The sequence below is a fragment of the Alkalihalobacillus trypoxylicola genome (genome assembly GCF_001590785.1).
Lineage (GTDB): Bacteria > Bacillota > Bacilli > Bacillales > Bacillaceae_D > Alkalihalobacillus > Alkalihalobacillus trypoxylicola.
Genome location: NZ_LTAO01000001.1, coordinates 456,249 through 483,034, shown reverse-complemented (window position 1 = coordinate 483,034; position 26,786 = coordinate 456,249). Strand labels below are relative to the sequence as shown.

At 36.4% G+C, this 26,786-nt stretch carries 26 protein-coding genes; all 26 read left to right on the top strand.

All coding sequences use genetic code 11. The features are described from left to right. The first annotated feature begins 95 nt into the window (after positions 1–95). The 26 genes from mraZ (at position 96) to AZF04_RS02145 (ending at position 26,727) form a co-directional block, all read left to right on the top strand. Positions 96–527 (top strand): division/cell wall cluster transcriptional repressor MraZ, encoded by a 432-nt coding sequence (gene mraZ / locus AZF04_RS02265; protein WP_045480166.1) that lies wholly within the window; start codon positions 96–98, stop codon positions 525–527. A gap of 40 nt (positions 528–567) precedes the next feature. Beyond that, positions 568–1,500 (top strand): 16S rRNA (cytosine(1402)-N(4))-methyltransferase RsmH, encoded by a 933-nt coding sequence (gene rsmH, locus AZF04_RS02260; protein ID WP_061947377.1) that lies wholly within the window; start codon positions 568–570, stop codon positions 1,498–1,500. Between the two features lie 17 nt (positions 1,501–1,517). Continuing rightward, positions 1,518–1,877, top strand: a complete 360-nt coding sequence (gene ftsL / locus AZF04_RS02255; protein WP_061947376.1) for a cell division protein FtsL — start codon at positions 1,518–1,520, stop codon at positions 1,875–1,877. Between the two features lie 84 nt (positions 1,878–1,961). Continuing rightward, positions 1,962–4,166: a penicillin-binding transpeptidase domain-containing protein gene (locus tag AZF04_RS02250; protein WP_061947375.1), complete on the top strand. Its 2,205-nt coding sequence runs from the start codon at positions 1,962–1,964 to the stop codon at positions 4,164–4,166. 104 nt (positions 4,167–4,270) lie between these two features. Further along, on the top strand, positions 4,271–6,205 hold the full coding sequence (locus AZF04_RS02245) for a stage V sporulation protein D (protein ID WP_061947374.1): 1,935 nt from the start codon (positions 4,271–4,273) through the stop codon (positions 6,203–6,205). A gap of 125 nt (positions 6,206–6,330) precedes the next feature. After that, positions 6,331–7,806, top strand: a complete 1,476-nt coding sequence (locus AZF04_RS02240; protein WP_061947373.1) for a UDP-N-acetylmuramoyl-L-alanyl-D-glutamate--2,6-diaminopimelate ligase — start codon at positions 6,331–6,333, stop codon at positions 7,804–7,806. Next, positions 7,793–9,157 carry a UDP-N-acetylmuramoyl-tripeptide--D-alanyl-D-alanine ligase gene (locus AZF04_RS21360; RefSeq protein ID WP_061947372.1) on the top strand — a complete coding sequence of 455 codons (1,365 nt, stop codon included), beginning with the start codon at positions 7,793–7,795 and terminating at the stop codon, positions 9,155–9,157. The genes AZF04_RS02240 and AZF04_RS21360 overlap by 14 nt, the downstream gene beginning before the upstream one ends. Positions 9,158–9,160: 3 nt before the next feature. Further along, positions 9,161–10,135: a phospho-N-acetylmuramoyl-pentapeptide-transferase gene (mraY, locus tag AZF04_RS21355; protein WP_045480182.1), complete on the top strand. Its 975-nt coding sequence runs from the start codon at positions 9,161–9,163 to the stop codon at positions 10,133–10,135. After that, positions 10,135–11,484 (top strand): UDP-N-acetylmuramoyl-L-alanine--D-glutamate ligase, encoded by a 1,350-nt coding sequence (gene murD / locus AZF04_RS02225; protein ID WP_061947371.1) that lies wholly within the window; start codon positions 10,135–10,137, stop codon positions 11,482–11,484. The genes mraY and murD overlap by 1 nt, the downstream gene beginning before the upstream one ends. Before the next feature lie 204 nt (positions 11,485–11,688). Beyond that, complete coding sequence (locus AZF04_RS21735; protein WP_268753411.1) at positions 11,689–11,814, top strand: hypothetical protein; 126 nt, start codon at positions 11,689–11,691, stop codon at positions 11,812–11,814. A 253-nt stretch (positions 11,815–12,067) separates the two neighbouring features. Further along, positions 12,068–13,168 (top strand): stage V sporulation protein E, encoded by a 1,101-nt coding sequence (gene spoVE / locus AZF04_RS02220; protein ID WP_061947370.1) that lies wholly within the window; start codon positions 12,068–12,070, stop codon positions 13,166–13,168. A 1,289-nt stretch (positions 13,169–14,457) separates the two neighbouring features. Beyond that, positions 14,458–15,267, top strand: coding sequence for a cell division protein FtsQ/DivIB (locus tag AZF04_RS02215; protein ID WP_045486628.1), 810 nt, complete (start codon positions 14,458–14,460; stop codon positions 15,265–15,267). Continuing rightward, a complete protein-coding gene (locus AZF04_RS02210) occupies positions 15,251–15,970 on the top strand; it encodes a DUF881 domain-containing protein (RefSeq protein WP_045486626.1) in 720 nt (239 codons plus the stop codon). Before AZF04_RS02215 ends, AZF04_RS02210 begins: the two co-directional genes overlap by 17 nt. 8 nt (positions 15,971–15,978) lie before the next feature. Then, the gene (locus tag AZF04_RS02205) at positions 15,979–16,689 is read left to right on the top strand and encodes a DUF881 domain-containing protein (protein ID WP_061947369.1); all 711 of its coding nucleotides are present in this window, start codon (positions 15,979–15,981) and stop codon (positions 16,687–16,689) included. Positions 16,690–16,691: 2 nt separating this feature from the next. Next, positions 16,692–17,057 carry a small basic family protein gene (locus AZF04_RS02200; protein ID WP_045486618.1) on the top strand — a complete coding sequence of 122 codons (366 nt, stop codon included), beginning with the start codon at positions 16,692–16,694 and terminating at the stop codon, positions 17,055–17,057. Positions 17,058–17,224: 167 nt separating this feature from the next. Then, positions 17,225–18,520 (top strand): cell division protein FtsA, encoded by a 1,296-nt coding sequence (gene ftsA / locus AZF04_RS02195; protein ID WP_045486616.1) that lies wholly within the window; start codon positions 17,225–17,227, stop codon positions 18,518–18,520. A 32-nt stretch (positions 18,521–18,552) separates the two neighbouring features. Continuing rightward, the gene (gene ftsZ, locus AZF04_RS02190) at positions 18,553–19,707 is read left to right on the top strand and encodes a cell division protein FtsZ (protein ID WP_061947368.1); all 1,155 of its coding nucleotides are present in this window, start codon (positions 18,553–18,555) and stop codon (positions 19,705–19,707) included. Positions 19,708–20,043: 336 nt separating this feature from the next. Then, positions 20,044–20,970, top strand: a complete 927-nt coding sequence (gene spoIIGA / locus AZF04_RS02185) for a sigma-E processing peptidase SpoIIGA (protein WP_061947367.1) — start codon at positions 20,044–20,046, stop codon at positions 20,968–20,970. A 17-nt stretch (positions 20,971–20,987) separates the two neighbouring features. Continuing rightward, positions 20,988–21,701, top strand: coding sequence for an RNA polymerase sporulation sigma factor SigE (gene sigE, locus AZF04_RS02180; protein ID WP_045486608.1), 714 nt, complete (start codon positions 20,988–20,990; stop codon positions 21,699–21,701). Between the two features lie 404 nt (positions 21,702–22,105). Then, a complete protein-coding gene (gene sigG / locus AZF04_RS02175) occupies positions 22,106–22,891 on the top strand; it encodes an RNA polymerase sporulation sigma factor SigG (protein WP_061947366.1) in 786 nt (261 codons plus the stop codon). A gap of 359 nt (positions 22,892–23,250) precedes the next feature. Beyond that, positions 23,251–23,544, top strand: coding sequence for a YlmC/YmxH family sporulation protein (locus AZF04_RS02170; protein WP_045486602.1), 294 nt, complete (start codon positions 23,251–23,253; stop codon positions 23,542–23,544). Between the two features lie 104 nt (positions 23,545–23,648). Next, positions 23,649–24,473 (top strand): peptidoglycan editing factor PgeF, encoded by an 825-nt coding sequence (gene pgeF, locus AZF04_RS02165; RefSeq protein ID WP_061947365.1) that lies wholly within the window; start codon positions 23,649–23,651, stop codon positions 24,471–24,473. 11 nt (positions 24,474–24,484) lie between these two features. After that, complete coding sequence (locus AZF04_RS02160) at positions 24,485–25,171, top strand: YggS family pyridoxal phosphate-dependent enzyme (RefSeq protein WP_412459192.1); 687 nt, start codon at positions 24,485–24,487, stop codon at positions 25,169–25,171. Positions 25,172–25,186: 15 nt separating this feature from the next. Beyond that, positions 25,187–25,642, top strand: coding sequence for a cell division protein SepF (locus tag AZF04_RS02155; RefSeq protein ID WP_045486596.1), 456 nt, complete (start codon positions 25,187–25,189; stop codon positions 25,640–25,642). Positions 25,643–25,682: 40 nt separating this feature from the next. Then, a complete protein-coding gene (locus tag AZF04_RS02150) occupies positions 25,683–25,943 on the top strand; it encodes a YggT family protein (protein WP_061947364.1) in 261 nt (86 codons plus the stop codon). Positions 25,944–25,953: 10 nt separating this feature from the next. Continuing rightward, positions 25,954–26,727 (top strand): YlmH family RNA-binding protein, encoded by a 774-nt coding sequence (locus AZF04_RS02145; RefSeq protein WP_061947363.1) that lies wholly within the window; start codon positions 25,954–25,956, stop codon positions 26,725–26,727. Positions 26,728–26,786: the final 59 nt, after the last annotated feature.

The window sequence follows — 26,786 nt, the reverse complement described above, 5'->3', positions numbered from 1 at the left end:
GTTTTTTTTTTATTTTGTTTAAAGTAATTAATAGTGGTACAAAGTGGAGGGATGTGGTAAGTTAGAGGTATAAAGTGGGGGGAGATGAACTCTTTATGTTTATGGGAGAATATCGCCATAACATTGATGATAAGGGACGAATGATTGTACCAGCTAAATTTCGTGAAAACCTTGGTTCATCTTTCGTTGTAACAAGGGGCTTAGACCGTTGTTTATTTGTCTACCCACTACAAGAATGGGAAAAATTAGAACACTCCTTAAAGGCGCTACCTTTTACAAAAAAGGATGCTAGAGCTTTTACCCGATTCTTCTTTTCTGGTGCAACAGAATGTGAAGTCGATAAACAGGGAAGAATAAACATTGCCTCGTCACTCCGAGATTATGCATTGCTCGAGAAAGAATGTGTCATCATCGGTGTATCCAATCGAGTAGAAGTTTGGGCAAAGGATAAATGGGAAGAATACTTCGATGAATCAGAAGATTCCTTTAGTGAAATAGCAGAAAATATCATTGATTTCGATTTGTAATAGATAGAACTTTAGGCAAATGCAAAAGAAAGGAAATAATATGTTTACGCATACCACGGTTTTGAAAAATGAATCAGTCATGAGTTTGAATATAATACCTCATGGGGTATATGTTGATTGTACTCTAGGGAGAGGTGGACATTCAGAGCTCATTTTAAAGCAGTTGAATGAAGACGGACATTTATATGGCTTTGATCAAGATGATGAAGCTTTAAAGGCCGTTTCAGAAAAATTTGAATCATACCAAGGTAAATTTACTTTAATAAAATCTAACTTTCGATACATAAAAGAAGAACTTTTGAAACATGGAGTTACGGAAGTGGATGGCATTTTGTTTGACTTAGGTGTATCATCACCGCAATTGGATGATGCTACAAGAGGTTTTAGTTATCATCAAGATGCTGCCTTAGATATGAGGATGGACCAAAATGCTGCATTGACGGCGAAGGAAGTTGTCAATGAGTGGCCTTTCTCTCAGCTAGTCAGAATTATTTCTCGATATGGCGAAGAGAAGTTTGCAAAGCAAATTTCAAGGAAGATTGAAGCGTTCCGTGAGAAGCAAGCAATCGAAACAACGGGTCAATTAGTAGAAATAATCAAAGAAGCGATACCCGCGCCAGCTCGAAGAACAGGTGGACATCCAGCAAAAAGAACTTTCCAAGCCATTCGAATTGCTGTTAATGATGAGTTAGGAGCTTTTGAGGATGCATTGGAAGATTCAATTGAATTGTTAAGAAAAGATGGTCGGATTTCTGTTATTACTTTTCATTCTTTAGAAGACCGATTGTGTAAAGAGGTTTTTAAAGAAAAAAGTAAGGGGCCTGACTTACCACCGGGTTTACCGATTATTCCTGAAGGATATGAACCTACCTTAAAGCTGATTACAAGAAAACCGATTACACCAGGTAAGGAAGAGTTAGAGGATAATAACCGAGCTAGGTCAGCTAAATTACGTGTAGCACAAAAGAATTAAGAGGAGGGACTTTTTATATGAGTATGATTGCCAGACAAATACAACATCAGGAACAACTAGAACCTAAAAGAAAGAAAAAGATAGTTAGGCGAGTAAGGCATAAGCTCACATTAGGTGAAAAATCAATTATTGGAATTTTAATCTTATCTCTATTTATTGTCGGAGCCATTATTGTTAATAATTATGTTGAAATGTATAGGATGAATCAAGATATTTATCAACTAGAACAGGTTGTGGCTGAGCAATCAGAAATTAATGGCGGACTTTATCTCCAAGTGCTAGAATTATCAAACCCAGATCGTATTTTACAATTGGCAAAGGAAAGTGGTATGGGATTAAATGAAGAAAATGTTAACCCTATTCAACAACAAAACTAGTTCAAGCTAAGAATTGAACTAGTTTTTTTTCGATGATCGTGTATGATACTCAAGTAAGGGTGTTTAGATAAGAGGTGTGAGAGGATGGAAATAAAAAGAGCTAATACGAATATACGTGCAATTGTCCTAATGGTGATCTTTTTTATCATTTTTGCTGTTTTTATTGGACGTATTCTACATATTCAGGTGACAAAAGAAGTAAGGGGTCATGAACTAGACCAAATAGCAGAAGAAAGATGGACGAAGAAAATTCCTCTAGAAGGTGTTCGTGGGACGATTTTCGACCGAAGTGGTGGTGCTATTGCAGAGGAAGTAAAATCTTATAAGGTTTTTGCTATTTTGAATAGAGATCAATCTAGTTATGTGAAGGAACCAGAAGAGACTGCCGAGAAGCTAGCGCCATATATTGATCAAGAGGTTGGTAATCTAGCTCGCTTATTATCTCAAGATAAATTCCAGGTAGAGCTAGGAACAGGTGCAAGGAATTTAAGTTATGAGCAAATGCTAGAAATTAAAGAGTTAGATTTAGATGGAATCTTCTTTATGACAGAACCAAGAAGGTATTATCCGAAGCAAATGTTTGCTTCGCACGTTATCGGATATACAGAAAGAAATATGGAAGAAGCACGAATGGGTTTAGAGCGTAGTCTAGATGAATATTTAAGTGCTAAGGATGGAAGTATTACGTATTTATCTGATACAAACCGAGCACCATTATTAAATCCTAATGAATTAATTGAGCCAGTTGAAAATGGGAACCATGTCTATTTGACACTTGATGGTAATATTCAAACCTCATTAGAGCAGGTTATGACAGAGGTAGATGAAGAGTATGAACCAGAAAGAATGATTGCTATTGTTGCTGATCCTAAGACAGGTCAAATATTAGCCATGAGTAATCGACCAAGCTTTAATCCAAATGAATATGAAAAAATCACTAATTATATGAACTTCTCGATATCTGATCACTTTGAGCCAGGATCGACAATGAAAATGTTTACAGTGGCAGCTGCCATGGAGGAAGGTGTGTTTCCAGCAAATGAAGCCTACCAATCTGGAAGCTGGGATATAGGACCTGATCAGGTAAGAGACCATAATAATGGGGTCGGATGGGGATCTATTAGTTTTACAGAGGGATTTCTACGCTCTTCCAACGTAGCGATGGCTAAACTAACGATAGAGCGTCTCGGAACCGAAAAATTGTATGATTATTGGGAAAGGTTTGGTTTTAATGAACCAACAGGAATTGACCTACCTAATGAAGCGAATAGTTTAATTGCTAAAGGAAGTCAATTTGATGCAGTAGCTACCTCATTTGGTCAAGGTACAGCTGTTACGCCGATTCAACAAATTCAAGCGGCTACAAGTATTGCTAATGGTGGTAAGATGATGAAGCCCTATATCATTGATCGAATTGTAGATTCGGAAACCAATGAAGTGATGTATCAAAATGAGCCGGAAATAGTTGGAGAGCCTATTAGTGAAGAAACATCCAAAGAAATGTTAGATTTATTAGAGGGAGTAGTGAACGAAAGAGCAGGAACAGGTAATCCTTACTATATTGAAGGATTTCAAGTGGTTGGAAAAACAGGAACTGCTCAAATTCCAAATCCTAATGGCGGTGGGTATATTCATGGTCATGGCGAAAATATCTTTTCATTCCTAGGGATGGCTCCTAAAGACGACCCTAGTGTATTGGTTTATGTAGCAGTAGAAAGACCAAAATTAAAAGATATTGAGACCGGGTCAGAGCCTACTAGAAAAATATTTACAACGATTATGAAACAAAGTCTTCAATATTTAAAGATTACCCCTTCTGTCGAAGAAATTGCGAAGGAAACCGTTGAAGGCTACAAATTAAATGATTTTACCTCGATGTCTATAGCAGAAGCAAAAGAAGAACTTGAAGAGGAAGGATTAGAGGTAGTCGTGCTCGGTGATGGAAAATCTATAATAAGTCAGCAACCGGCTTCTGGAAAAGGGCTGCTTCCTGGAGAAAAAGTTTTTATCGTCACGGAGGCTGAGCAATATGAAATGCCGGAAGTGATAGGTTGGTCTACTCGTGATGTATTGCGATTATCTGATGCTCTAGAAATCACTCCAAACCTTTTTGGAAATGGCTACGTGACCGCTCAAAATGTTGCTCCGGGTGATGTAGTGCGACCAGGAGATTATATTGTGATAGAATTAGCCAATCATCAAATGGAAGAGCAGCAAGATGATGAAGATGAAGAACAGGAAGAAAACGAGGAAGAGGAATTAGAAGAAGAAGTGGGAATAGATAGTTAGGATTTAATAGTAACCCTCCGCAATGTTCTAATGAATCATTAGAGAGCATAGTTATAAACAAGCTATGTACACTTTTGATTTGATAGTGCGGGGGGTTGGCTTTTGTGCGAGTTTCTAATGTGACAGTAAGAAAAAGGTTAATCATCGTTTTTTTTATTGGACTGGCTATTTTAATCACGATTATTTTTCGTTTAGGTTATGTTCAATTTGTATTAGGTGATTTTTTAACAGAATCTGCAGAAGATTCCTGGAGTCGTAATGTTCCTTTTGAGGCGAAAAGAGGGGAAATTGTCGACCGAAATGGAGTTGCGTTAGCGACTAATATAAGTGCTCCTTCGGTATTGGTGGTCCCTAGACAGGTACAAGATCCTGTAGATACAGCTGAGAAATTAGCGGCCACTTTAAATATGGATAGGCAAAAAGCATACCAAAAAATTACTCAAAAAGAATCAATGGTTCGCATAACTCCAGAAGGAAGGAAGATTACAAAGGATAAAGCCGATGAAGTGAGAGAACTAAGGTTACCGGGTGTTTATATTGCCGAGGATAGTAAGAGACATTATCCGTTTGGTAGTTATTTGTCTCATGTTTTAGGCTTTGCTGGGATTGATAATCAAGGCTTAACAGGACTTGAATTATATTATGATGAACAGTTAAAAGGTGAAAAAGGGTATGTATCCTTTTTCTCGACAGCAAAGGGAAATAGAATGCCTAATTTAGCCGACGAATACACGGCTCCCTCTAATGGTTTAGATATGGTATTGACGATAGACAGTCGTGTTCAGACGATTGTTGAAAGAGAGTTAGATATAGCAGAAGCGACCTATAATCCGGATGGAGCGATTGCCATTGCAATGAATCCAAATACGGGTGAAATTTTAGCGATGAGTAGCCGTCCTCATTATAATCCAGAGTTGTTTCAGGAGGTTGCTCCTGAAGTTTATAATCAAAATAAACCAGTATGGATGCAATATGAGCCTGGATCGACATTTAAGATCATTACCATTTCAGCTGCGATTGAAGAAGGGGTCGTAAATTTAAAAGAGGATTCCTTTTATGACCCTGGATATATTAAAGTAGCTGGTCACAATTTACGATGCTGGAAAAAAGGTGGACATGGTCAACAATCCTTTTTAGAAGTGGTTCAGAACTCATGTAACCCTGGTTTTGTAGTACTAGGAGAAAGGTTAGGGAAGGACCGCCTGTTTGACTATATTGAAGATTTTGGTTTTGGTCAAAAAACAGGAATTGATTTACAAGGTGAAGGAACCGGGATTCTTTTTAACCGTGATCGGGTTGGACCACTAGAGCAAGCTACTACAGCATTCGGACAAGGAGTGGCTGTTACTCCTATTCAACAGGTAGCGGCGGTTTCGGCAGCAGTTAACGGAGGTTATCTATATCAGCCTTACATCGCGAAAGAGTGGGTAGATCCTTTAACTGGAGAAGTGGTAGATAGCCACTCTCCGATTATGAAAAGACAAGTGATATCGCAAGAAACCTCAGAAGAAGTTCGATATGCACTTGAAACGGTTGTTGCTCAAGGGACAGGGAAAAAAGCTTTTGTTGATGGATATCGAGTCGGCGGGAAAACAGGTACTGCGCAAAAAGCAAAGGATGGAAGATATTTAGAAAATAATTATATCCTTTCATTTGTTGGCTTTGCTCCTGCAGATGATCCAGAGATTGTGGTATATGTAGCCATCGATAACCCAAAGGAAACGATTCAATATGGGGGCCAAGTAGTCGCTCCGATAGTTGGTACGATTATAGAAGATAGCCTTAGAGCTATGGGGGTTGAAAAAAGAGACGACCAAATAGAAAAAGAATTAAATTGGGATGAAGAACCACTTATTGAGGTTCCGGATATGATAGGACTGACTCGAAGAGAAATTCATGATTCATTTTATGAATTGCATGTTCAGGCAACTGGAGAAGGGCAAATAGTTGTTGCTCAATCACCTGAGCCAGGAGAAAAAATAAAAACCGGATCGACAATCCGACTTTATATGGGTGACAAACAAGTAGGAAACGACTAAAATAGTATCATGTGTGCTTATATTCACAATACACGTAATATTATATAATGGTATAAACAGTAGCAATAGACGGCAAAAGGCTACAGCTTTGCCGTCTTGCTTGATAGGACGAACGGAGTGTTAAAATGAAATTATCGGAGTTAGTAAATGTCTTTCCTTTTTTACAAGTCGATGTAAAGGAGGACCCCATCATTCAACAAATAGAAATGGATCATCGGCAAGTAAAAGCTGGTACGTTATTTATTTGTATAAATGGCTATACTGTTGATGGACATGATTTCGCTAAAAATGCAGTAGAAAACGGTGCCGTTGCGGTAATCGCTGAAAAACCTTTAGCTCTAGATGTACCAGTCATAATCGTAAAAGATTCTAGAAGAGCAATGGCAAGATTAGCTAATCATTTCTATCATAATCCTACTAAAAATCTTCATTTAATAGGAGTTACAGGAACGAACGGAAAAACATCGACTACCCTTATTTTAGAGCATATCTTTCAAAGAAATGCGAAAAAAACAGGTGTGATTGGAACGATGTATGCAAAAGTAGGTCAGGAAAAAATTGAGACTAAAAATACGACTCCTGAATCACTGTTACTTCAGCAAACCTTTCAGCGCATGGTCCACCACCAGGTTGATACCGCATTAATGGAGGTTTCTTCCCATGCTTTGGAAAGTGGCAGAACGTTTGGGTGCGATTTTAATGTAGCGGTATTTACGAATCTAACACCTGACCACTTAGATTACCATAAAACGATGGAAGATTATTTAAATGCAAAAGGACTTTTATTTGCTCAATTAGGTAGCCAATATGATGGTAAATTTGCTGTACTTAATATCGACGATCCGGCATCACAAAAATTAATGAAAATGACAAGTGCTGAGATTATTACTTATAGTATCCATCATAATGCGGATATCTCAGCTAAAAATATCCAATTAAGTGCAAAAGGAACGATGTTTGAATTAACCATATTTAATCAAACCTACCAAGTTGATGTACAACTCATTGGGAAATTTAATGTTTATAATATTTTGGCTGCTGTTGCTGCAGCCTATGTATCTGGAATTCCGAAAGAGGATATTGTCAAAAGTCTTTCCGAGCTTAAAGGTATAGCAGGTAGATTCGAAACAGTTAAAGTGAATGAAAAACAAGATTTTACTGTTGTAGTTGACTATGCTCACACGTCAGATAGCTTAAAAAACGTATTAGAAACCGTCCAAGAGCTTGCTCAATCTTCTGTTAAGGTAGTTGTCGGCTGTGGCGGGAATAGAGATCGTTCTAAAAGACCTGTTATGGCGGAAGTTGCGACCAAATATGCGGAACAAGCTTATTTTACATCCGACAATCCAAGGGGCGAAGACCCAAATAAAATTATAGATGACATGATCAAGGGGATTTCATATTCAAACTACATGATAGAAGTTGACCGAAAAAAAGCGATTTATGATGCGATTTCAAGTGCTCAAAGTGGAGATATTATCGTGATTGCAGGAAAAGGTCATGAAACATATCAAATTTTTTCCGATCAAACTATTCATTTTGATGACCGAGAAATAGCGTATGAAGCGATTAAGGAGCGTATTCGCCATGTTAACATCTGATTTGATTTCAGCATCCTCCACATTATCTCGTTCGATAGGAACTCAGAAGTTTTCGAGTGTTGCCTTCGATACGAGAATTTTGAAAAAAGGGGCTCTTTATATACCATTAGTGGCTGCTCGTAACGGTCATAGCTTTATTCGTGATGCGATTAATAAAGGGGCTATCGGTGCTCTTTGGAATATAAATGAATCAGTTCCAGCGGATATACCTGAATCTTTTCAATTGTACTTTGTGGAAGATACTTTAATTTCCTTTCAGCAAATGGCCAAAACTTATCGAGATTTAGTAAATCCTATTGTTGTAGCTGTTACAGGAAGTAACGGTAAGACAACAACAAAAGATATTTTAGAGAGCTTATTATCGATTCATGGAGAAACGTTTAAAACGGAAGGGAACTTTAACAATCATATTGGATTACCTATGACCATTTTATCGATGCCCTCCAACTGTCAGTACTTAATTTTAGAAATGGGTATGAGCGCCTTTGGTGAAATTGAATTACTTTCAAATATCGCGAAGCCTAATCTAGCTGTCGTTACCAATATCGGAGAGTCTCATATGGAATTTTTGGGCAGTCGAGAAGGTATAGCAAAAGCAAAAATGGAAATTACGAGCGGGCTGCTTGATAGCGGAAGAGTGTACCTTGATGGTGATGAAAAATTGTTAAATCCTTATTATTCAAATAAGGTGGTTAAGATAGGTGTAGAAAAGACGAATGATTATGTGATTTCAAAGATTGAGCCCAAACTGGACGGCTTTCATTTCTTCTTAGGGGAAGAACCTTTTAAATTGTCATTATTAGGTCGTCACAATGTGAAAAATGCTTCAATATGTATAGCTCTTGTCACAGAGCTTGGTTTTGATCATAAACAAATTCAAGCAGGATTAAGCAGAGTTTCTTTAACAGGTATGAGATTAGAAAAAAGCATAGGTGCGAATGGGGAATGGGTTATCAACGATGCTTATAATGCAAGTCCAACCTCAATGATAGCCGCTATTGAAACGATTAAGGATATTCCAGATAAGTCAAAAAAAATCGTCGTATTAGGAGATATTTTTGAATTAGGAGAACAAGAGGAGCTCTTACATAGACAGGTTGCTTCAAGCTTAGTCGCTCCGATTACGGATATCCTTCTAGTAGGAGAGAAAGCAAAATGGATATATGATGAATGGTTTCAAAATCATCGCATAGATTCTATCAATGTTGAATATTTTTCGACGAAGGAAGAGGCAGAAAGTAGCATTGCTTCAAAAGTGAATAATCAGACAGTCATACTTTTTAAAGCTTCAAGAGGAATGGAGCTAGAACAACTAATAAATCAATATCAACAAAACAGAAAGGAGGGGTGATTAGTGTTAGAACTCGTTCTATTATTATCACTCGTATTATCATTTCTCATCTCAGTATTGTTATCACCATTATTTATACCATTTTTAAGACGATTGAAATTCGGTCAAAGTATAAGAGAAGAAGGACCTGAATCACATCAAAAGAAAAAAGGAACACCAACCATGGGAGGAATTGTGATTGTCCTTGCAATAGCAATTGCCGCTCTATTTATCTCAATCAGATTTTTATCTTTTAGTGAGGAAATACTTCTACTTTTATTTGTAACGGTCGGTTTTGGTTTGGTCGGATTTTTAGATGATTATATTAAAGTTGTAAAAAAGAGAAATTTAGGGTTAACATCAAAACAGAAGTTGTTAGGTCAATTACTGATCTCCGTTCTCTTTTATTTTGGGTTAAGATATATTGGGTTTTCAACCGAAATTTCAATACCTGCAACGAACTTTCAAATTGATATTGGCTGGTTATACTTACCACTCGTAATCGTCATGTTAGTAGGTGCTTCAAACGCCGTCAATTTAACGGATGGACTCGATGGTTTACTTGCAGGAACGTCTGCCATTGCATTTGGGGCATTTGCAGTTTTAGCCTGGTACGTTGACTTAATTGACGTTTCTATTTTTAGTGCTGCAGTAGTCGGCGCTGTTCTTGGATTTCTAGTTTATAATGCACATCCAGCAAAAGTGTTTATGGGAGATACAGGTTCATTAGCTTTGGGTGGAGCGATAGCAGCAATCGCTATTATTTCCAAAATGGAAATTTTATTAATTATAATAGGTGGTGTTTTTGTCATTGAAACATTGTCTGTTATTATTCAAGTTATTTCCTTTAAAACGAGAGGGAAACGAGTATTCAAGATGAGCCCACTTCATCATCATTACGAGCTATCTGGTTGGTCAGAATGGCGAGTGGTCGTGACATTCTGGTTCGTAGGTATGATTTTAGCTGTGTTAGGCATATACATCGAGGTGTGGTTGTAATGAAAGCGATAGAGACGTTAAAAGGTAAGCATGTACTTGTTCTAGGACTTGCCAAAAGTGGGGAAGCGGCAGCGAGGTTGTTAAAAAAACTAGGTGCAAAAGTAACGATTAATGACGCAAAGCCTCTTCAGGATCATACTCAGGCTCAAGCATTAATGGAAGAAGGCTTTCGTGTTATTTGTGGCGAGCACCCTTTATCTTTATTAGATGAATCTGTGACTTTAATCGTTAAGAATCCAGGTATTCCTTATTCTAATGTATTAATTAAGGAAGCAGAAAATAGAAATATTAATGTCATAACAGAAATAGAACTAGCTTATCAAATAAGCGAAGCAGAAATTATTGCGATTACTGGTTCAAACGGAAAAACGACAACAACGACCTTAATTTACGAAATGCTTAAATCAAGTGCAAGGGAGCCTTTGATTGCTGGAAATATTGGAACGGTTGCTTGTGAAGTAGCAGAACAAGCTCAAAGTAATCAAGTGATTGTAATGGAAGTTTCAAGTTTTCAGCTATTAGGAGTCGACCAATTTAAACCAAGGGTTTCGGTTCTTCTTAATTTATTCGAAGCTCATTTAGATTACCACGGTACTCTCGGAGAGTATCATAAGGCGAAAGCAGCTATTTTCAAGAATCAGGATGATGACGATCAGCTTGTTTATAATTTAGATGATCAAAAAGTCGTTCAATTAGTGAAGGAGAATCGGGCTACTGGAATTCCTTTTACTCAACATACATATTTGGATCAAGGTGTTTGTTTGTTTGAAGGTACTATTTATTATGATGGTAAACAGATCATAAATGCTAATGAAATCGTCCTGCCTGGTTCTCATAACATGGAAAATATATTAGCTGCGATTGGAACCTCTATGCTAATGGGGGCTGAAATCTCACAGATTCAGCATGTGTTAAAAACGTTCAATGGTGTCAAGCATCGCTTGCAATTTGTGAAGGAATTGCAAGGGCGTTCCTTTTATAACGATTCTAAAGCTACCAATATTTTAGCGACAGTAAAGGCCTTGCAATCCTTTCAAAAACCAACTTTATTGCTTGCAGGAGGACTTGATCGAGGTAACTCTTTCGAGGAGTTAATCCCATACTTAACTAATGTAAGAGCGATTGTTACATTTGGACAAACCGCGGATAAGCTTAAAGAAACAGCTCAAAAAGCAGGAATCGAACTAATTATGACTGCGGTTGATGTCATAGACGGTGTTCATAAAGCATGGCAAATTTCTAATCAAAATGACGTCATTTTATTATCACCTGCATGTGCGAGCTGGGATCAATATCCAACGTTTGAAGTAAGAGGACAAAAGTTTATTGATGCTGTAGAAAGTCTATAGTCATTAAAAAAGCATATCGTGAGGTAGAATATAAACAGACCCGGACAAAACCTGTTTTTAGTCACCACATAAAAGAGAATTTTAAATGATGTTTAATGGATGCAAACATCAAGAACGAACCATGAACCCTCCTTACTATGAAAAGGAGGGTTTTTTTGAAAGGGCAGAAGTGTAAGCTAGCGGACACAAGGAACGGAGGCTCCAGTGGGAGGAAGTGTCCATGCAGAGGATCACTTTTATAAAGTTCATTCGGCAACACCCCACTGGATGGTATTTTTTAAAGATACAGAAGATAATACTCATTCATTTATGAGTGAGATACAAGTTTAAGCATGCAAAAGTGAAAGTGTACATCATTTTAAGTCATATGCGTGATGGATTATGTAATCGATATACTAATAAAAAAGGGCTTGTGACCAGTAAATAGTCACAAGCTTTTTGAGTTTAATTTAAATGGTTTAAAACCACTTCAATCCTATGAAAAAGCTGTTATCTCTTTTAAGGATAAAGACATGTTTTTATGCTTGTACGCATAGCTTATAAAAAGAGGAATTGAGCTTTAATTGGTAAAGAGGTGGAGAGCTTGACAAAACAAAAACAAGCACCAGACTATTTTTTGTTATTTATTATTTTAGCATTATTAACGATCGGCATGGTCATGGTATATAGCGCAAGTGAAGCTTGGGCATCCTACCGGTTTGATGATTCTTTTTTCTTCGCAAAGAGACAGTTGTTTTTTGCAGTTGTTGGTGTCATTTTCATGTTCGTCATCATGAATATTGATTACTGGAATTGGAAAAGCCTTTCAAAAATAATGCTGATCATATGCTTTGTCTTACTCGTTATCGTCTTAGTTCCAGGAGTGGGATTAGTTCGAGGAGGGGCGAGAAGCTGGTTAGGAGTAGGTGCTTTTTCGATTCAGCCTTCTGAGTTTATGAAAATGGCGATGATTATCTTTTTAGCAAAATACTTGTCTATGAATCAGAAGAATATTACTTCATTTAAAAAAGGGCTTTTACCCACTTTAAGCTTAGTTATGGTCGCTTTTGCTATGATTATGCTTCAACCAGATTTGGGTACAGGTGCCGTAATGGTTGCGACATGTATTGTGATGATATTTGTTTCGGGTGCTAGGACGAAGCATTTTGTTATGCTAGGCTTTATCGGAGTTTTAGGTTTTGTAGGATTAATCATATCAGCACCCTATCGTATTAAACGAATCACGTCCTTTCTTGATCCATGGTCCGACCCTTTGGGGGCAGGCTTTCAAATTATTCAATCACTTTATGCGATCGGCCCAGGTGGTTTAATGGGAATGGGGCTAGGTGAGAGTAGACAAAAGTATTTTTATTTACCCGAGCCGCAGACTGATTTTATCTTTGCCATTTTAGCAGAGGAATTAGGTTTTATCGGAGGTCTTATTGTTTTAGTTTTGTTTGGTTTATTATTTTGGCGTGGCATAAGGATTGCTCTTGGAGCACAGGATTTATTTGGAAGCTTATTGTCGGTCGGTATTATTTCCATGGTTGCCATTCAAGTGATGATTAATATAGGAGTCGTTATCGGACTTTTTCCAGTAACAGGAATTACCTTGCCATTATTAAGTTATGGAGGCTCTTCTTTAACCTTGATGTTACTGTCATTAGGTGTCCTACTGAATATAAGTCGTCACTCTAGAATTTAAATAGTAGAATTTATGGTTACAGCTCTTGTCCGTTTTAATTTTATGCTATTCAATGTACGGAGTTGAAGAAAAACGTAGGAATGATGCTAGGACAAAATCTCATTTAAAACATCATCTTATAGAATATAGGAAAAATGTGTAATGGATGCAAACATCAATAATGAACGATGAACCCTCCTTTTTTGTGAAAAAGGAGGGTTTTTTGAAAGGATAAATTCCCTATGAAAGACGTAAGTTAGCGAACACCAGACACGGAGGCTCCAGTGGGAAATAGTGGCAATAACGAAATCCACTTTTTAAAAAAGTTATTTCGGCGCCACCCCACGGGTGAAGTGTCTTGAGGGAGCGAACAGGCGGGGACCTAGAATGGTATAATCATTAATTCGTGAGTTTGGTCTCACCCTTATTTGTTTGAGTGAATTTCATAATTGCTCTATAAAAGAATAAAACCGAACGTTTCTTATAAAAATATGTTTTAAATGTTTGTGAATTAACTTCTTGATTGAAACGGTACCCAAAGGATCAGCGCAGTCTGAAGATCCACTCTGGCGAAGCTCTGCGTAGTCAGAGTTAGCTGAAGACAAGCCCTTGGGAAAGCATCTACCTAAAGTGGAAATCAAAAACTAAATCGTTCGGTTTTCATTATAAGATATGCATGATGAAATTGATTCGTTTGTTATAAAAATTTAAATGAAAGAAATGAGTTTAATTCACTCACAAATTCATTAGCAAAACTAGTTCTTTTTCGAGCATGACATTAGGAATTCAGAAGTCATTTTGTAAAAGGCAGTGCTGAAAAGTTTTTTAAACACTGTATATAATTATGTAAAAATATGATCATATATCCTAGAACCGCTATAGATTCAGATAATATCACACACTTCAGTAATGGGATTGTTATATACCACATGTTAAAATAGAATAAATCATTTAAATATGGTTAAAAAAGATGTTTAGTTACTCAAAAATTAGGGTATAGAGCTAAAAAAGACACATGTACTTTTTTAGTGGGAAAGCTTAGAATTTTATAGAGAAGAAATTTAGCAAATCATTCCATGGAAAGAAAGGTAACTCTCTTTTATAATAAAAGTGTCGATTTGTTTTGAACATTTTTATATTGATTTTAGAAAGGTTTTTTCTTTTGAGTAAAAATGCTCAAAAGTAGCAAAGAAGTAATCAATTTGTCCCTAATTTATGGTATAATTAAACAGATGACAAGGAGTAATTTTTAAAAGTTCGATGCAATTAATTAGGTCCTAAGAAGGGCTTGAAAAACGGGAGTTGAAGCGATGGATAACGATAAATTAGTTTCATTAGATGATCGCGTGCCATCGTTAAAAGAACAGCGTAAGCAAAGAGCTAATCGTAGATTGCTGTTTTTTTTATTTTTGTTTTTCGTCATATTACTTCTGATTATTTATATGCAATCACCTTTAAGTCATGTTCGAAACATCGAAGTAAACGGGCAATATATTACTAGCGAAGACGCGGTTATTGATGCAAGTGGTCTTAGTGTAGGTGACCATATATGGAACATTCAGGCTGATAAAATAGAAGAATCGATTAGTACTATGCCAGAAATTCAATCGGCTGTTATTGAAAGAAGCTTTCCAAGCACGGTTTCAATTGAAGTTTCTGAGTACCCGAGAGTGGGTTACTTATACAGAGGTGAAAAGTATTTTCCTATTTTAGCAACGGGTGTTTTTTTATCAGAGTTGCCAAGACATGAATTCCCATCGGATGCACCTATATTATTAGGGTTTGAAGAGGGAGACGCATTATCAGAAATTGCTGGTGAACTAGCTAATATCCCAGAACAAATAAGCGAGCGAATTTCGGAAATATTCCATAATGGTAGTGAATCCGATCCTAATGCGATTATCGTTTATATGACGGATGGAATCGAAGTACATTCTACGATTAGAAACTTTAGTGAATGGATGGCACCATATCCATCTATTGTTCATGAGATTGATCATAACAAGAATGGAATTCTACATATGAGAATGAGCCCTTATTTTGAGGAATTTTCTACAGAGGAATCAATAGAAGATGAGGATTTAGAGGGGGAAGCTGATTTTGATGAAGGTGAGGGGTAAACATGTATTATTATCCTTCGTTCTGTTACTTTTAGGTTTTATAATGGCATGGAGTTATCAAGTAACAATGGAACAAACAGGCTCTTCTAGTAATGAATATGAAGAAACTCAATGGAGATATGAAGACGAACTTAGAAAACAAATTCTAGATACAGAAGAAACAAATTTTACCTTGCAATCAGAATTACTTGAGCTTCAAGCGGAAATTAGGCAGTTGGAGCAAGAATTGGCCAATATAAACGAAGAAGAAGAAGTGCGAAGTAAAAATTTAATTGAAGATATTAATCGGATAAGAAAAATCAGTGGAGCCGTTCCTGTGAATGGTGCAGGAATTGAAGTGACATTGCAGGATGCAGAGTACCTACCAAATGGAGAAAATCCAAATGATTACATTGTTCATGAGGAACATGTACAAAAAGTAGTAGACGAGCTTTTTGTTTCGCAAGCTGAAGCAGTTGCTATTAATGGGTACCGGTTAACCCATCAATCCTATATTCAATGTATTGGTCCGGTGATTTTAGTAGATGGACAGGCTTCAGCCGCTCCTTTTACTATAACAGCCATAGGAGACGGTGATACTTTAACGGCTTCGTTAGATATTCTAGGAGGAGTAAAGGATCAATTAGTTAATGAAGGGATTACCGTTCGTATTCAAAAGCTTCCTTCTATTGAATTGAATCCTTACTTATCTGAAAGCGGGTGATAAGTAGGATGAAGAGAATTTGGATTTTTACTTTTATTACATTTATGGTTGGTTTTATGATTTCCATCCAATATTCATCCACCCAAAGCGCAAATACAATACGAGATACAAGAGATGTTAGAGAGCTAAGAGATTTATTAAATCAAGAACAAAATAAAAGGCAATTTTACAATCAAGAGATTGAGAAACTACAAACTTTATTAGCGGAATATGAAACAACCTTACATAATCATGAGGATGTCGTGACAGTTTTAGAAAATCAGCTTGATGATTTAAAAGCTACGGCCAGTCTAACGGAATATAAGGGTAACGGAGTGGTTATAAGAATTGAACCAGTTTATGAAGAACCATACGTTGGTGAGAATGAACAAAAGCAACCTAGTCCAGAGCTTTTTCGCTTTTTAGTGAATGAATTGAATTTTTTTGGTGCAAAGGAAATGTCCATAGCTGAAGAACGATTTATAACAACATCGGCATTCAGGGATGTGAATGGAGATACTCAATTAAATTCTAGAAGATTACCCCCGCTTCCTTTTGATATTAAAGTCATTCATGACAATCCAGAGAGACTTCATAATGAATTATTAGTATCAAATTCTCTAGAAGAATTTGAAATGGCCGGATTTAGTCTATCCATCCAAATTGAAGAGGGAATGGTACTACCTGCCTATGAAGGGATTCCGAGGGTTCGTTATATGGAAGAAGTGAAAGGGGAATAAGCATGTGGTTGCCTATACTAGGTTTAATCATTGGAATAGCGATTGGTCTACTTACAGAGTTTAGAGTTCCGGTTGAGTATTCTAATTATTTATCCATTGCTGTGCTAGCTTCACTAGATACTCTATTCGGTGGAGTTAGAGCACATATGGAGAAAACATTTGAGGCGAAGGTCTTTGTTAGTGGATTTTTCTTTAATATTATTTTGGCAGCAGGTTTAGCTTTCCTAGGTGTACATCTTGGTGTAGACTTATATTTAGCAGCAATTTTTGCCTTTGGTGTTCGATTATTTCAAAACATAGCTATTATTAGAAGATTGTGGATAAGTAATTGGGAAAAGCAAAGAAAAGAGCGCAAAGAAAAAAGTTAACTTTATGAAACAAATCTTGAATTGTAAGAGGAAATTAACCTATACATGTTGAATATGAAATGATGAAGCGTTTTACTGACAAAATTTATAGTTAAGAATGTACAAAAAGATAAAAAATCAAATTTCAAATGTTCGTTTTACTTTATAGAATAAGGAGGTGCCACAGAATGAACAACAATGAAATTTATGTTAGTTTAGACATCGGTACATCCAATGTCAGAGTGATTATTGGTGAAATCGCCAATCGATCCATTAATATAATAGGTGTTGGAACAACCCCATCAAATGGAATTAAAAAAGGGGCAATTGTTGATATTGATGAAACGGTTCAATCCATAAGAAGAGCTATTGAGCAAGCTGAAAGAATGGTCGGACTGTCTATTCGTCAGGTCATTGTTGGCATCAATGGAAATCATATTCAACTGCAACCATGTCATGGGGTAGTAGCGGTTTCTAGTCCAGATAGAGAAATTGGCAATGAGGATATTGGACGAGTCATCGATGCGGCACAAGTCATATCTATCCCACCTGAGCGAGAAATTATTGATGTAATCCCACAACAATTTATTGTTGACGGATTAGATGAAATTAATGACCCGCGAGGAATGATAGGTGTTCGCTTAGAAATGGAAGGAACCATCATTACCGGATCAAAAACTGTTCTACATAATCTTTTACGCTGTGTAGAAAGAGCTGGTTTACAAATTGCAGATGTTTGTTTACAGCCTTTGGCAGCGGGCTCTGTCGCTATCTCAAAAGATGAAAAAAGTTTAGGCGTATGTATGATTGATATTGGTGGTGGCTCGGTCACTATTTCTGTTTTTGAACAAGGGTCACTTCAATCAACATCCGTACTGCCAATTGGTGGGGATCATATTACAAATGATATTGCCATTGGTTTAAGAACATCGACAGAAGAAGCAGAAAGAATTAAATTAAAACATGGACATGCTTATATTGATGAAGCTTCTAGTGAAGAAAAGTTTGAAGCTTCCGTAATAGGTTCGAATGAAAAAGAGCAATTCGACCAATTTGAGTTAGCTCATATTATTGAGCCTCGAATGGAAGAAATATTTGAGCTGATATATAAGGAATTGAATCGATTAGGCTATCAAGATTTTCCTGGTGGTTATGTGCTGACAGGCGGTACAGCGATGATGCCTGGCTTATTAGAACTTTCAAGAGAGTTGTTACAAGGTAGTATTCGAATTGCTATTCCAGATTATATAGGTGTTCGTGAGTCACAATATACAACGAGTGTAGGATTGATTCAATTTGCCTACAAAAACGTTAAAGTGCAAGGAAAAGAAGTGGCATCTTCTGTGAGTGAAGAAGTAGAAGAGCGTCAGACTTCGAATCGAAGTTATGATTCAAGACCAACGAAACAACCAAAGGAAAAGCAAGAGAAAACAGAAAAGTCAAAAGCAAAAGTAAAAAATTTCTTTAAAGCATTCTTTGAATAGTTTTAAATGTTAGTCGATTAGGGGGACCTCACATGTTAGAGTTTGAAATGGATATGGATCAATTAGCACAAATTAAAGTTATTGGTGTAGGTGGCGGTGGAAGTAACGCTGTAAATCGAATGATTGAAAATGGATTACAAGGTGTGGAATTCATTGCTGTAAATACAGATGCACAGGCTTTGCATTTATCTAAAGCCGAGGCAAAATTACAATTAGGTGGCAAGTTGACAAGAGGACTTGGCGCTGGAGCAAATCCTGAAATTGGAAAAAAAGCCGCTGAAGAAAGCAAAGAGCAGTTAGAGGAAGTACTTCAAGGTGCAGATATGGTATTTATTACGGCTGGAATGGGTGGCGGAACAGGTACTGGAGCCGCACCTGTCATCGCTGAGGTAGCAAAAGAATTAGGTGCACTAACGGTGGGAGTGGTTACAAGACCATTTACATTTGAAGGAAGAAAGCGTCAAAATCAAGCAGCGGCGGGGATTGAAGCATTAAAGGAAAAGGTTGATACTTTAATTGTTATCCCGAATGACCGCTTGTTAGAGATTGTTGATAAGAATACACCAATGTTAGAAGCCTTTAGAGAGGCCGATAATGTATTGCGTCAAGGTGTACAAGGTATTTCTGATTTAATAGCCGTTCCTGGTCTCATTAACTTAGATTTTGCTGATGTTAAAACGATTATGAGTGAAAAGGGCTCAGCTCTTATGGGGATTGGGATAGCGACTGGAGAAAACCGTGCCGCAGAGGCTGCAAAAAAAGCCATTTCAAGTCCATTATTAGAAACATCTGTAGATGGAGCGCAAGGCGTATTAATGAATATTACGGGTGGCGCAAACTTAAGTTTATATGAAGTTCATGAAGCAGCAGAAATTGTGTCGGCCGCTTCTGACTCAGAAGTAAACATGATATTTGGGTCAGTCATTAATGAAAATTTGAAGGATGAGATTGTGGTAACGGTCATAGCAACTGGATTTGAAGAAATGGAAAGTAAGCCAGCGCAACGCCAAGTTTCGCCTAAGCTAAATCAACAAAGCCATGCGAAGCCTAAACAAGAAGAAGCTCCACAAAAGGAACAACGCTATAACTCCAATCAATCATCTCATTCACAGTCTTCTGATGAGCAATTGGATACATTAGACATTCCAACATTTTTAAGAAATAGACGAAATCGTAATCGTTCGTAAATAAAAGCTTGTATTTAATAAAAATCGAGAAGCTAAAAAGCTTCTCGATTTTTTTGTTTTTATTTAAGGAAGCGTATTTTGTATTTTATATTCATTTCAGCATTGCCACTTATGATTGATTAATGAGACTAAACTTTATAGACTCTCTTGTATTCCTCATTGATTCGTTTTGTCTTATTCCTTCAACTCTTTATTTCCTATAGTATTTCCAAAAATACAATTATGACAGAATAGGCAAAAATCTTTCAAAATAACAAGTAGTAACTCGTCAGAAAGTGACAGACTTAGAAATGCTAGTGATTTATACTTATTGAAAATGAATATTGAGGGATACAAATGACTGTTTATCTCGATCTCATTTGGTTATTAAACTTTGGTATTGATTACTTACTTATTGCCTTAACGGCAATCGTTCTCAAAAGAAAATTTCGGCATATTCGGTTTTTGTTAGCTACCTTTTTCGCATCCTTGATTGTCTTTGCAATGTTCACTTCATTTGCTTCAATTGTCTATCAGCCTTGGTTCAAAGGATTATTTTCGATTCTAATCGTTTGGATAGCCTTTGGTTATCAAAGGTTGAGGTTTTTTATGCAGAATTTAGCGATGTTTTATTTTGTAACATTTATGACAGGTGGTGGATTATTTGCCCTTCATTATTTTTGGCAAACAGAATTGGACATCCTATCTATTTTTGCACCAGAAAATGGGGTTTTTATCGGAAGCCAATTTAGTTGGTTTTTCGTTTTAATCGGCTTTCCTTTAGTTTGGTATTTTTCAAAGCAACGATTTGAAACGATTGAAACGAAAAAAATCCAAGCTGAACAAATAGTTGAGATTCGCATTGTTATTAGCGATAAAGAATTAAACGTAAAAGGTTTAATTGATACAGGTAATCAACTAGTCGATCCTATTACAAAAAGTCCTGTAATGATTTTGGAAACGAGTCAATTAAAGCAAGTATATTCATCAGAAATGGTCGATGAATTGTTGAAAGTGGTCGATGGACATGAAACTACATTAGCAGAAAAAGAAGGAATTGCGCATCGTGTACGAATTATTCCCTATCGAGTTATTGGTCAATCTAACCCTTTTTTGGTAGCTATTAAACCAGATATGGTTGAGATTATGAATCATGGTGAAGTTTTTCAAAATGAAAAAGTACTAATAGGTCTACAGGATGGTGAGCTTTCAGCAGATGGACTTTTTACTAGTATTATTCATCCAAAGCTAGTCATAAACCCCACTGTTGAAAAATTAGCTTAAATTTGGAGGAGAACGGAATGATTAAACTAAAGGTGACTCTTTTTTGGTATCGATTGATGCATCGTTTAGGGATGAAATCTGACGAAATTTATTACATAGGGGGAAGTGAAGCACTCCCACCGCCTTTATCTAAAGAAGAAGAAGCTGTTTTATTAAAAAAATTACCTTCTGGAGATAAAGCGGTTCGCTCTGTATTAATTGAGAGAAATTTAAGGTTAGTTGTCTATATAGCTAGGAAATTTGAAAATACCGGAATTAATATTGAAGATTTAATAAGTATCGGGACGATAGGTTTAATTAAAGCGGTCAATACGTTCAATCCCGAAAAGAAAATAAAATTAGCCACTTATGCATCTAGATGTATTGAAAATGAAATATTAATGTACTTAAGAAGAAATAATAAAACGAGATCAGAAGTTTCTTTTGATGAACCATTAAACATTGATTGGGATGGTAATGAGCTTCTTTTATCAGATGTTCTTGGGACGGATGAGGACATTATAACGAAGGGAATAGAAGAACGAGTAGATAGAAAGCTTTTAGTTAAAGCTTTGCACACTTTAAATGCAAGGGAAAAACAAATTATGGAGCTTCGATTTGGTTTAGCTGGAGATGAGGAAAAAACTCAGAAAGATGTAGCAGATATGTTAGGAATATCGCAATCATATATTTCAAGATTAGAAAAAAGAATTATTAAAAGACTGCAAAAAGAATTTAATAAAATGGTTTAACATCTAAATGAATTTCAAAATTGTTTTATAAGTGAATAAAACCGACCACTTATTATAAAAATGTCCTTAATGATTGCAAATTCACTCGTTGATTGTAACGGTAGGTAGTGACTCCCAAAGGATGAGCGCCGTTTGAAGATTCACTCTGACGACGCTCTCGTAGCTGAAGACAAGTCCTGGGGAAAGCATTCTACCAAAGTGAAAATCAAAAACCTAATTGCTCGTTTTCATTAAAAGTTATAAATGATAAAATGGATTCATCTAAAAAAATAAAATAAAAAATATTTCTAGTATTAGCATAGGCTGAGTACACTTTTCGAAAAAAAGTGGGGATAGCCTATGCATATTTTTTTTCCTCAAGGAGATACTTTATTTGACATCATCTCCCGTCAGGAGGGAAAGAATTGACGCGAAATAAGGTAGAAATATGTGGTGTAGATACTTCGAAATTACCTGTATTGAAAAATACAGAAATGAGAGAATTATTTGTCAAACTTCAAGGTGGAGAAGATAGCGCTCGCGAAAAGCTAGTAAATGGAAATTTAAGGTTAGTGTTAAGTGTGATTCAACGATTTAATAACCGTGGCGAGTTTGTCGATGATTTATTTCAGGTAGGTTGTATCGGCTTGATGAAATCCATTGATAACTTTGATTTAGGGCAAAATGTCAAATTTTCTACTTATGCAGTACCGATGATTATTGGAGAAATACGCAGATATTTACGTGATAATAATCCAATTCGAGTTTCAAGGTCACTTAGAGATATTGCTTATAAGGCACTTCAAGTTCGTGACCAATTAATGGCGGAAAAGAAGCGTGAAAAAGAACCGACAGTACAGGAAATAGCCAAAGTACTAGATGTTCCAAAGGAAGATGTTGTTTTCGCACTAGATGCCATTCAGGACCCTGTGTCATTATTTGAACCTATTTATAATGATGGCGGAGATCCGATTTTTGTTATGGACCAGATTAGCGATGACAAAAATAAAGATGTGAACTGGGTTGAAGAGATTGCACTAAAGGAAGCGATGCTTCGTTTGAATGACCGTGAAAAATTGATATTAAATATGAGATTTTATCAGGGTAAAACACAAATGGAAGTAGCGGATGAAATTGGTATCTCACAAGCTCAAGTATCTCGTCTCGAGAAGGCCGCTATTAATCAAATGAACAAGCATGCACAAAGCTAAATAGGATAGATGAATTTTTTAGATTTAGAAAAAGGGCATGACCACTGTCTCCCATTGGAGTCTCCGTATCTTGTGCTCGCTAGATTTCTTCTTTTATAGGACGCTCCTTCTTTTGATTTTGATAAGAAGGAGCGTCTTATTTGTTATTTGTGTAGGTAGCCATTACACACCATTTCAAGTTTTGCTACAGGAGTAATTTAAAAATAGCTTTTATCACAACTAAACTGAATCGTTATATCACGCGTTTCATAAAATACTTTTTAAAAGTGGACATATATTTTTATTTCTCTTTGCATATATTGAAGGAAAAGGGTGAAGTGAATACACTCCTTAATTTGAAAAAAAGGATGTGGATGACGATGATGAAAATTTCAGATTTACAGTCCAAGGATATTGTTAATATGGAGAACGGAAAACGTTTAGGGCATTTATCAGATTTAGATATAAATTTAACGACAGGTAAAATAGAGGCTATGATTATTAATGGGGCCAATAAAGTGATGGGGTTACTCGGAAGAAATGAACAGGAAGTAATCATTCCTTGGAGTAATATCATTAAAATTGGCTCAGATGTTATTATAGTAGAGGTACCAAATTCTATGAAGGCATTCTCTGAAACATCATTTAGGCAAAATTCTTTAAAAAGGCGCTAAATTGGTGAAGAAAGTCGTTTCTTGAAAGAATCAATTTATGATAAACTATAACAAAGACTTTTTATTTACAGTGCTAGATGGTATTAGAAGAAAGGGGCTTACTCATGAATGAGCCTTTTAAAAGGTATCATACTCAATATTTACTTATAGAACCTTGGTTACAACAAAATAAATCGATACAGGCTGGATTTACAACTAGACATGGTGGTGTTAGTCAAGGTAGCTTTCATTCCCTAAACATGGGGTTTCATGTGTCTGACGAGGAACAATCTGTTCTTAATAATAGGCAGCTAGTCTCAGATTCTCTTTCTTTTCCTTTAGAAAATTGGGTCGGATCTGAACAAATTCATAAAGCGACTATTTGTAAAGTAAAAAAAGATGATCAAGGAAGAGGAGCGAGCTCATTACACACAGCGATCGAAGCGACGGATGGATTATATACGAATGAATCGAATGTATTGCTGACTAGCTTATATGCTGATTGTGTGCCGTTATATTTCTGGTGCGAGCCTAAAGGATTAATAGGTCTTGCTCATGCGGGTTGGAAAGGTACCGTTTTGGGTATAGGAGAAAAGATGATCCAAGCCTGGCTCACTGAAGAAAAAGTTGCAATTGAAGATATACAGGTCGCGATTGGTCCTTGTATTAGTCAAAAAGCCTATGAAGTTGATTTAACTTTGTTTGAACAAATTCAAAAAAAGTATGGTCAAGAATTAACGAATAAAGTAATGATTCAGCATCGCTCAGATCATTTTTTATTAGATTTACGCTTATTAAACAAGTTACTATTACTTGAAAACTTTAAGCTTCTTGAAGAACAAATGACGTTATCTCTTTATTGTACGTACGAGGATGACCTATTCTTTTCTCACCGTAGAGATAAAGGAAAAAGTGGAAGAATGATGAGTTTTATTGGTCAAAGAGATTAGTGAGGGTATAAATGATGACGATTTTAGAAAAGTATAAACAACTGAACCTTGAAATTGAGAAAATTGCAGGTCGTTGTGGACGCAATAAAGATGAAATCAAGGTTATAGCTGTCACAAAGTATGTTGATACTGTAACAACAAAAGAGGCTTTAGATGCAGGTTTAGAGCATATTGGAGAAAATCGTGTAGAAGGCGGAGTCGAGAAGTGGGAACAACTCGGTGAAAGAGGAAACTGGCATTTCATTGGATCACTTCAAACAAAAAAAGTGAAAAAAGTGATCGATAAGTACGATTATTTCCATTCTCTTGATCGACTTTCTTTAGCTGAAGAACTGGACAAGCGCTCAAGTAAAAAGGTGTCTTGCTTTGTTCAAGTTAATGTTTCTCAGGAAGAAAGCAAATCTGGAATTTCTGAAGCTGAGCTTATTCCTTTTATTGAAAAGTTAGCCGAATACCCCTCGATTGAAGTGGTAGGTTTAATGACAATGGCTCCTTTCTACCAAGACCCTGAAAGAACTAGACCGATATTTAGAAAACTAAGAGAGCTTAGAGATCAAGTCGAGGGCCTTGGTTATCAGCATGCTCCTTGTAAGGAATTGTCGATGGGGATGTCGAATGATTATTCGATTGCTATAGAAGAAGGAGCCACCTTTATTCGTATTGGAACAGTTTTAGTGGGGAATCCGTTAAAGAACTAAAAGGAGGATGGTTAAATGGGAATGAAAACGAAATTTAAACGTTTCTTTGAATTAGATGATGATGTTCAAGAAATTGAAGAGTACGTCGAGGAGCCTGAAGATAGAAGCTATGAGGAAGAGCCTGCCTATAAAAAAAGTCGTTCTCAATCCTCCGTGCAGCAAAAGCAGGGCAAAAATGTCGTAAGTCTTCAAAGTGTCAAAAATAGCTCAAAAGTGATTTTATTTGAACCTAGAACGTATGATGAAGCCCAGGAAATTGCTGACCATTTGAAGGCAAGAAAGGCTGTTATTATTAATTTACAAAGAATATCACATGAGCAAGCGAAACGAATAGTCGATTTTTTGAGTGGAACCGTGTATGCTATTGGAGGGGACATTCAGAAATTAGGGGTAAATATCTTTTTATGTACGCCTGATAATGTCGATGTTGCAGGTACTATTACCGATTTGGTTGAAGACCATTTTCAATGATAGAAATCGGTTAGTAATATAAAGGTGGTGAATGTGTAAGATGTTAGTAACAATTGGTCAAATTATCCATCAAGCTATGACAATTTACTCGTTTTTTATTATTGCTTACATTTTAATGTCGTGGTTTCCTAATGCAAGAGAATCATCATTCGGACAATTTATAGGTAGGATTGTTGAGCCTTACTTAGAACCATTTAGAAAATTTATTCCTCCATTTGCTATGATTGACTTTTCTCCTATCGTTGCCATTATTGTGTTGCGACTAGCGATGAATGGAGTCCGAGCCATTTTTGGGTTCTAGAATGTGATTTATGTCTATATATCAACATTTTAGAGAAGAAGAACGTTCATTCGTCGACCAGGTATTATCGTGGCAAAAAGAGGTTAAATATCATTATAGTGAAAAGCTTACTGATTTTCTTGACCCACGACAGCAAGAAATCATTCAGCTCATCATAGGAAATGATGATGAAATTTCTCTTGCTTTTTTTGGAGGAATGGGAGAAGTGGAGAGAAAAAGAGCATTTTTAGCTCCGCCCTACATAGAAGTTAATGAGGAAAGTTTTGATTGCACTCTTTTTGAGCTGAACTATCCAGTGAAATTTTTACAATTACAACACCGTGATATTTTAGGTTCATTAATGGCTATTGGTTTAAAGCGTGAAAAGTTTGGAGACATTTTTATTAAAGATGAGCGAATTCAATTTATTACAGCAAAAGAAGTGGCTTCATTTGTTGAAGTAAATGTAACGAGTATAGGAAAAGCTTCTGTAAAGCTTCAGAAACAGCCTTTTGGAGAGCAATTGCAAGTCATAGAAAATTGGAGCGAAGCTAGTGGGACATTGTCCTCTTTACGATTAGATGCTGTTATTTCAGAAATCTATCGACTCTCTCGTTCAAAAGTGGATCCCCTTCTTAAAAAAGGTTATGTTAAAGTAAACTGGAAAGTAATCGAATCTGGCTCTTATCAGCTTACTGAAAGAGATCATCTTTCTGTTCGTAGCTACGGTAGAAGTCAGTTATTACAAATAGAAGGAACAACCAAAAAAGGGAAAATAAGAGTCTCTTATCGAGTAAAAAAATAAGTAGTGTATAGTTTTTTAAAGGGAATAAGAAAAGTTTGTCGAATCATTAAAAGCAGTAA

Bases quoted from the DNA above. Each gene is read 5' to 3' on its own strand.
- ftsZ (WP_061947368.1), top strand. From the start codon at position 18,553: ATGTTAGAGTTTGAAATGGATATGGATCAATTAGCACAAATTAAAGTT.
- AZF04_RS02170 (WP_045486602.1), top strand. From the start codon at position 23,251: ATGATGAAAATTTCAGATTTACAGTCCAAGGATATTGTTAATATGGAG.
- sigE (WP_045486608.1), top strand. From the start codon at position 20,988: ATGATTAAACTAAAGGTGACTCTTTTTTGGTATCGATTGATGCATCGT.
- AZF04_RS21360 (WP_061947372.1), top strand. From the start codon at position 7,793: ATGTTAACATCTGATTTGATTTCAGCATCCTCCACATTATCTCGTTCG.
- pgeF (WP_061947365.1), top strand. From the start codon at position 23,649: ATGAATGAGCCTTTTAAAAGGTATCATACTCAATATTTACTTATAGAA.
- ftsA (WP_045486616.1), top strand. From the start codon at position 17,225: ATGAACAACAATGAAATTTATGTTAGTTTAGACATCGGTACATCCAAT.
- AZF04_RS02215 (WP_045486628.1), top strand. From the start codon at position 14,458: ATGGATAACGATAAATTAGTTTCATTAGATGATCGCGTGCCATCGTTA.
- ftsL (WP_061947376.1), top strand. From the start codon at position 1,518: ATGAGTATGATTGCCAGACAAATACAACATCAGGAACAACTAGAACCT.
- AZF04_RS02200 (WP_045486618.1), top strand. From the start codon at position 16,692: ATGTGGTTGCCTATACTAGGTTTAATCATTGGAATAGCGATTGGTCTA.
- AZF04_RS02205 (WP_061947369.1), top strand. From the start codon at position 15,979: ATGAAGAGAATTTGGATTTTTACTTTTATTACATTTATGGTTGGTTTT.
- mraZ (WP_045480166.1), top strand. From the start codon at position 96: ATGTTTATGGGAGAATATCGCCATAACATTGATGATAAGGGACGAATG.
- AZF04_RS02145 (WP_061947363.1), top strand. From the start codon at position 25,954: ATGTCTATATATCAACATTTTAGAGAAGAAGAACGTTCATTCGTCGAC.
- AZF04_RS02160 (WP_412459192.1), top strand. From the start codon at position 24,485: ATGATGACGATTTTAGAAAAGTATAAACAACTGAACCTTGAAATTGAG.
- AZF04_RS02240 (WP_061947373.1), top strand. From the start codon at position 6,331: ATGAAATTATCGGAGTTAGTAAATGTCTTTCCTTTTTTACAAGTCGAT.
- rsmH (WP_061947377.1), top strand. From the start codon at position 568: ATGTTTACGCATACCACGGTTTTGAAAAATGAATCAGTCATGAGTTTG.
- AZF04_RS02155 (WP_045486596.1), top strand. From the start codon at position 25,187: ATGGGAATGAAAACGAAATTTAAACGTTTCTTTGAATTAGATGATGAT.
- AZF04_RS02150 (WP_061947364.1), top strand. From the start codon at position 25,683: ATGTTAGTAACAATTGGTCAAATTATCCATCAAGCTATGACAATTTAC.
- AZF04_RS02250 (WP_061947375.1), top strand. From the start codon at position 1,962: ATGGAAATAAAAAGAGCTAATACGAATATACGTGCAATTGTCCTAATG.
- AZF04_RS02210 (WP_045486626.1), top strand. From the start codon at position 15,251: ATGAAGGTGAGGGGTAAACATGTATTATTATCCTTCGTTCTGTTACTT.
- murD (WP_061947371.1), top strand. From the start codon at position 10,135: ATGAAAGCGATAGAGACGTTAAAAGGTAAGCATGTACTTGTTCTAGGA.
- spoIIGA (WP_061947367.1), top strand. From the start codon at position 20,044: ATGACTGTTTATCTCGATCTCATTTGGTTATTAAACTTTGGTATTGAT.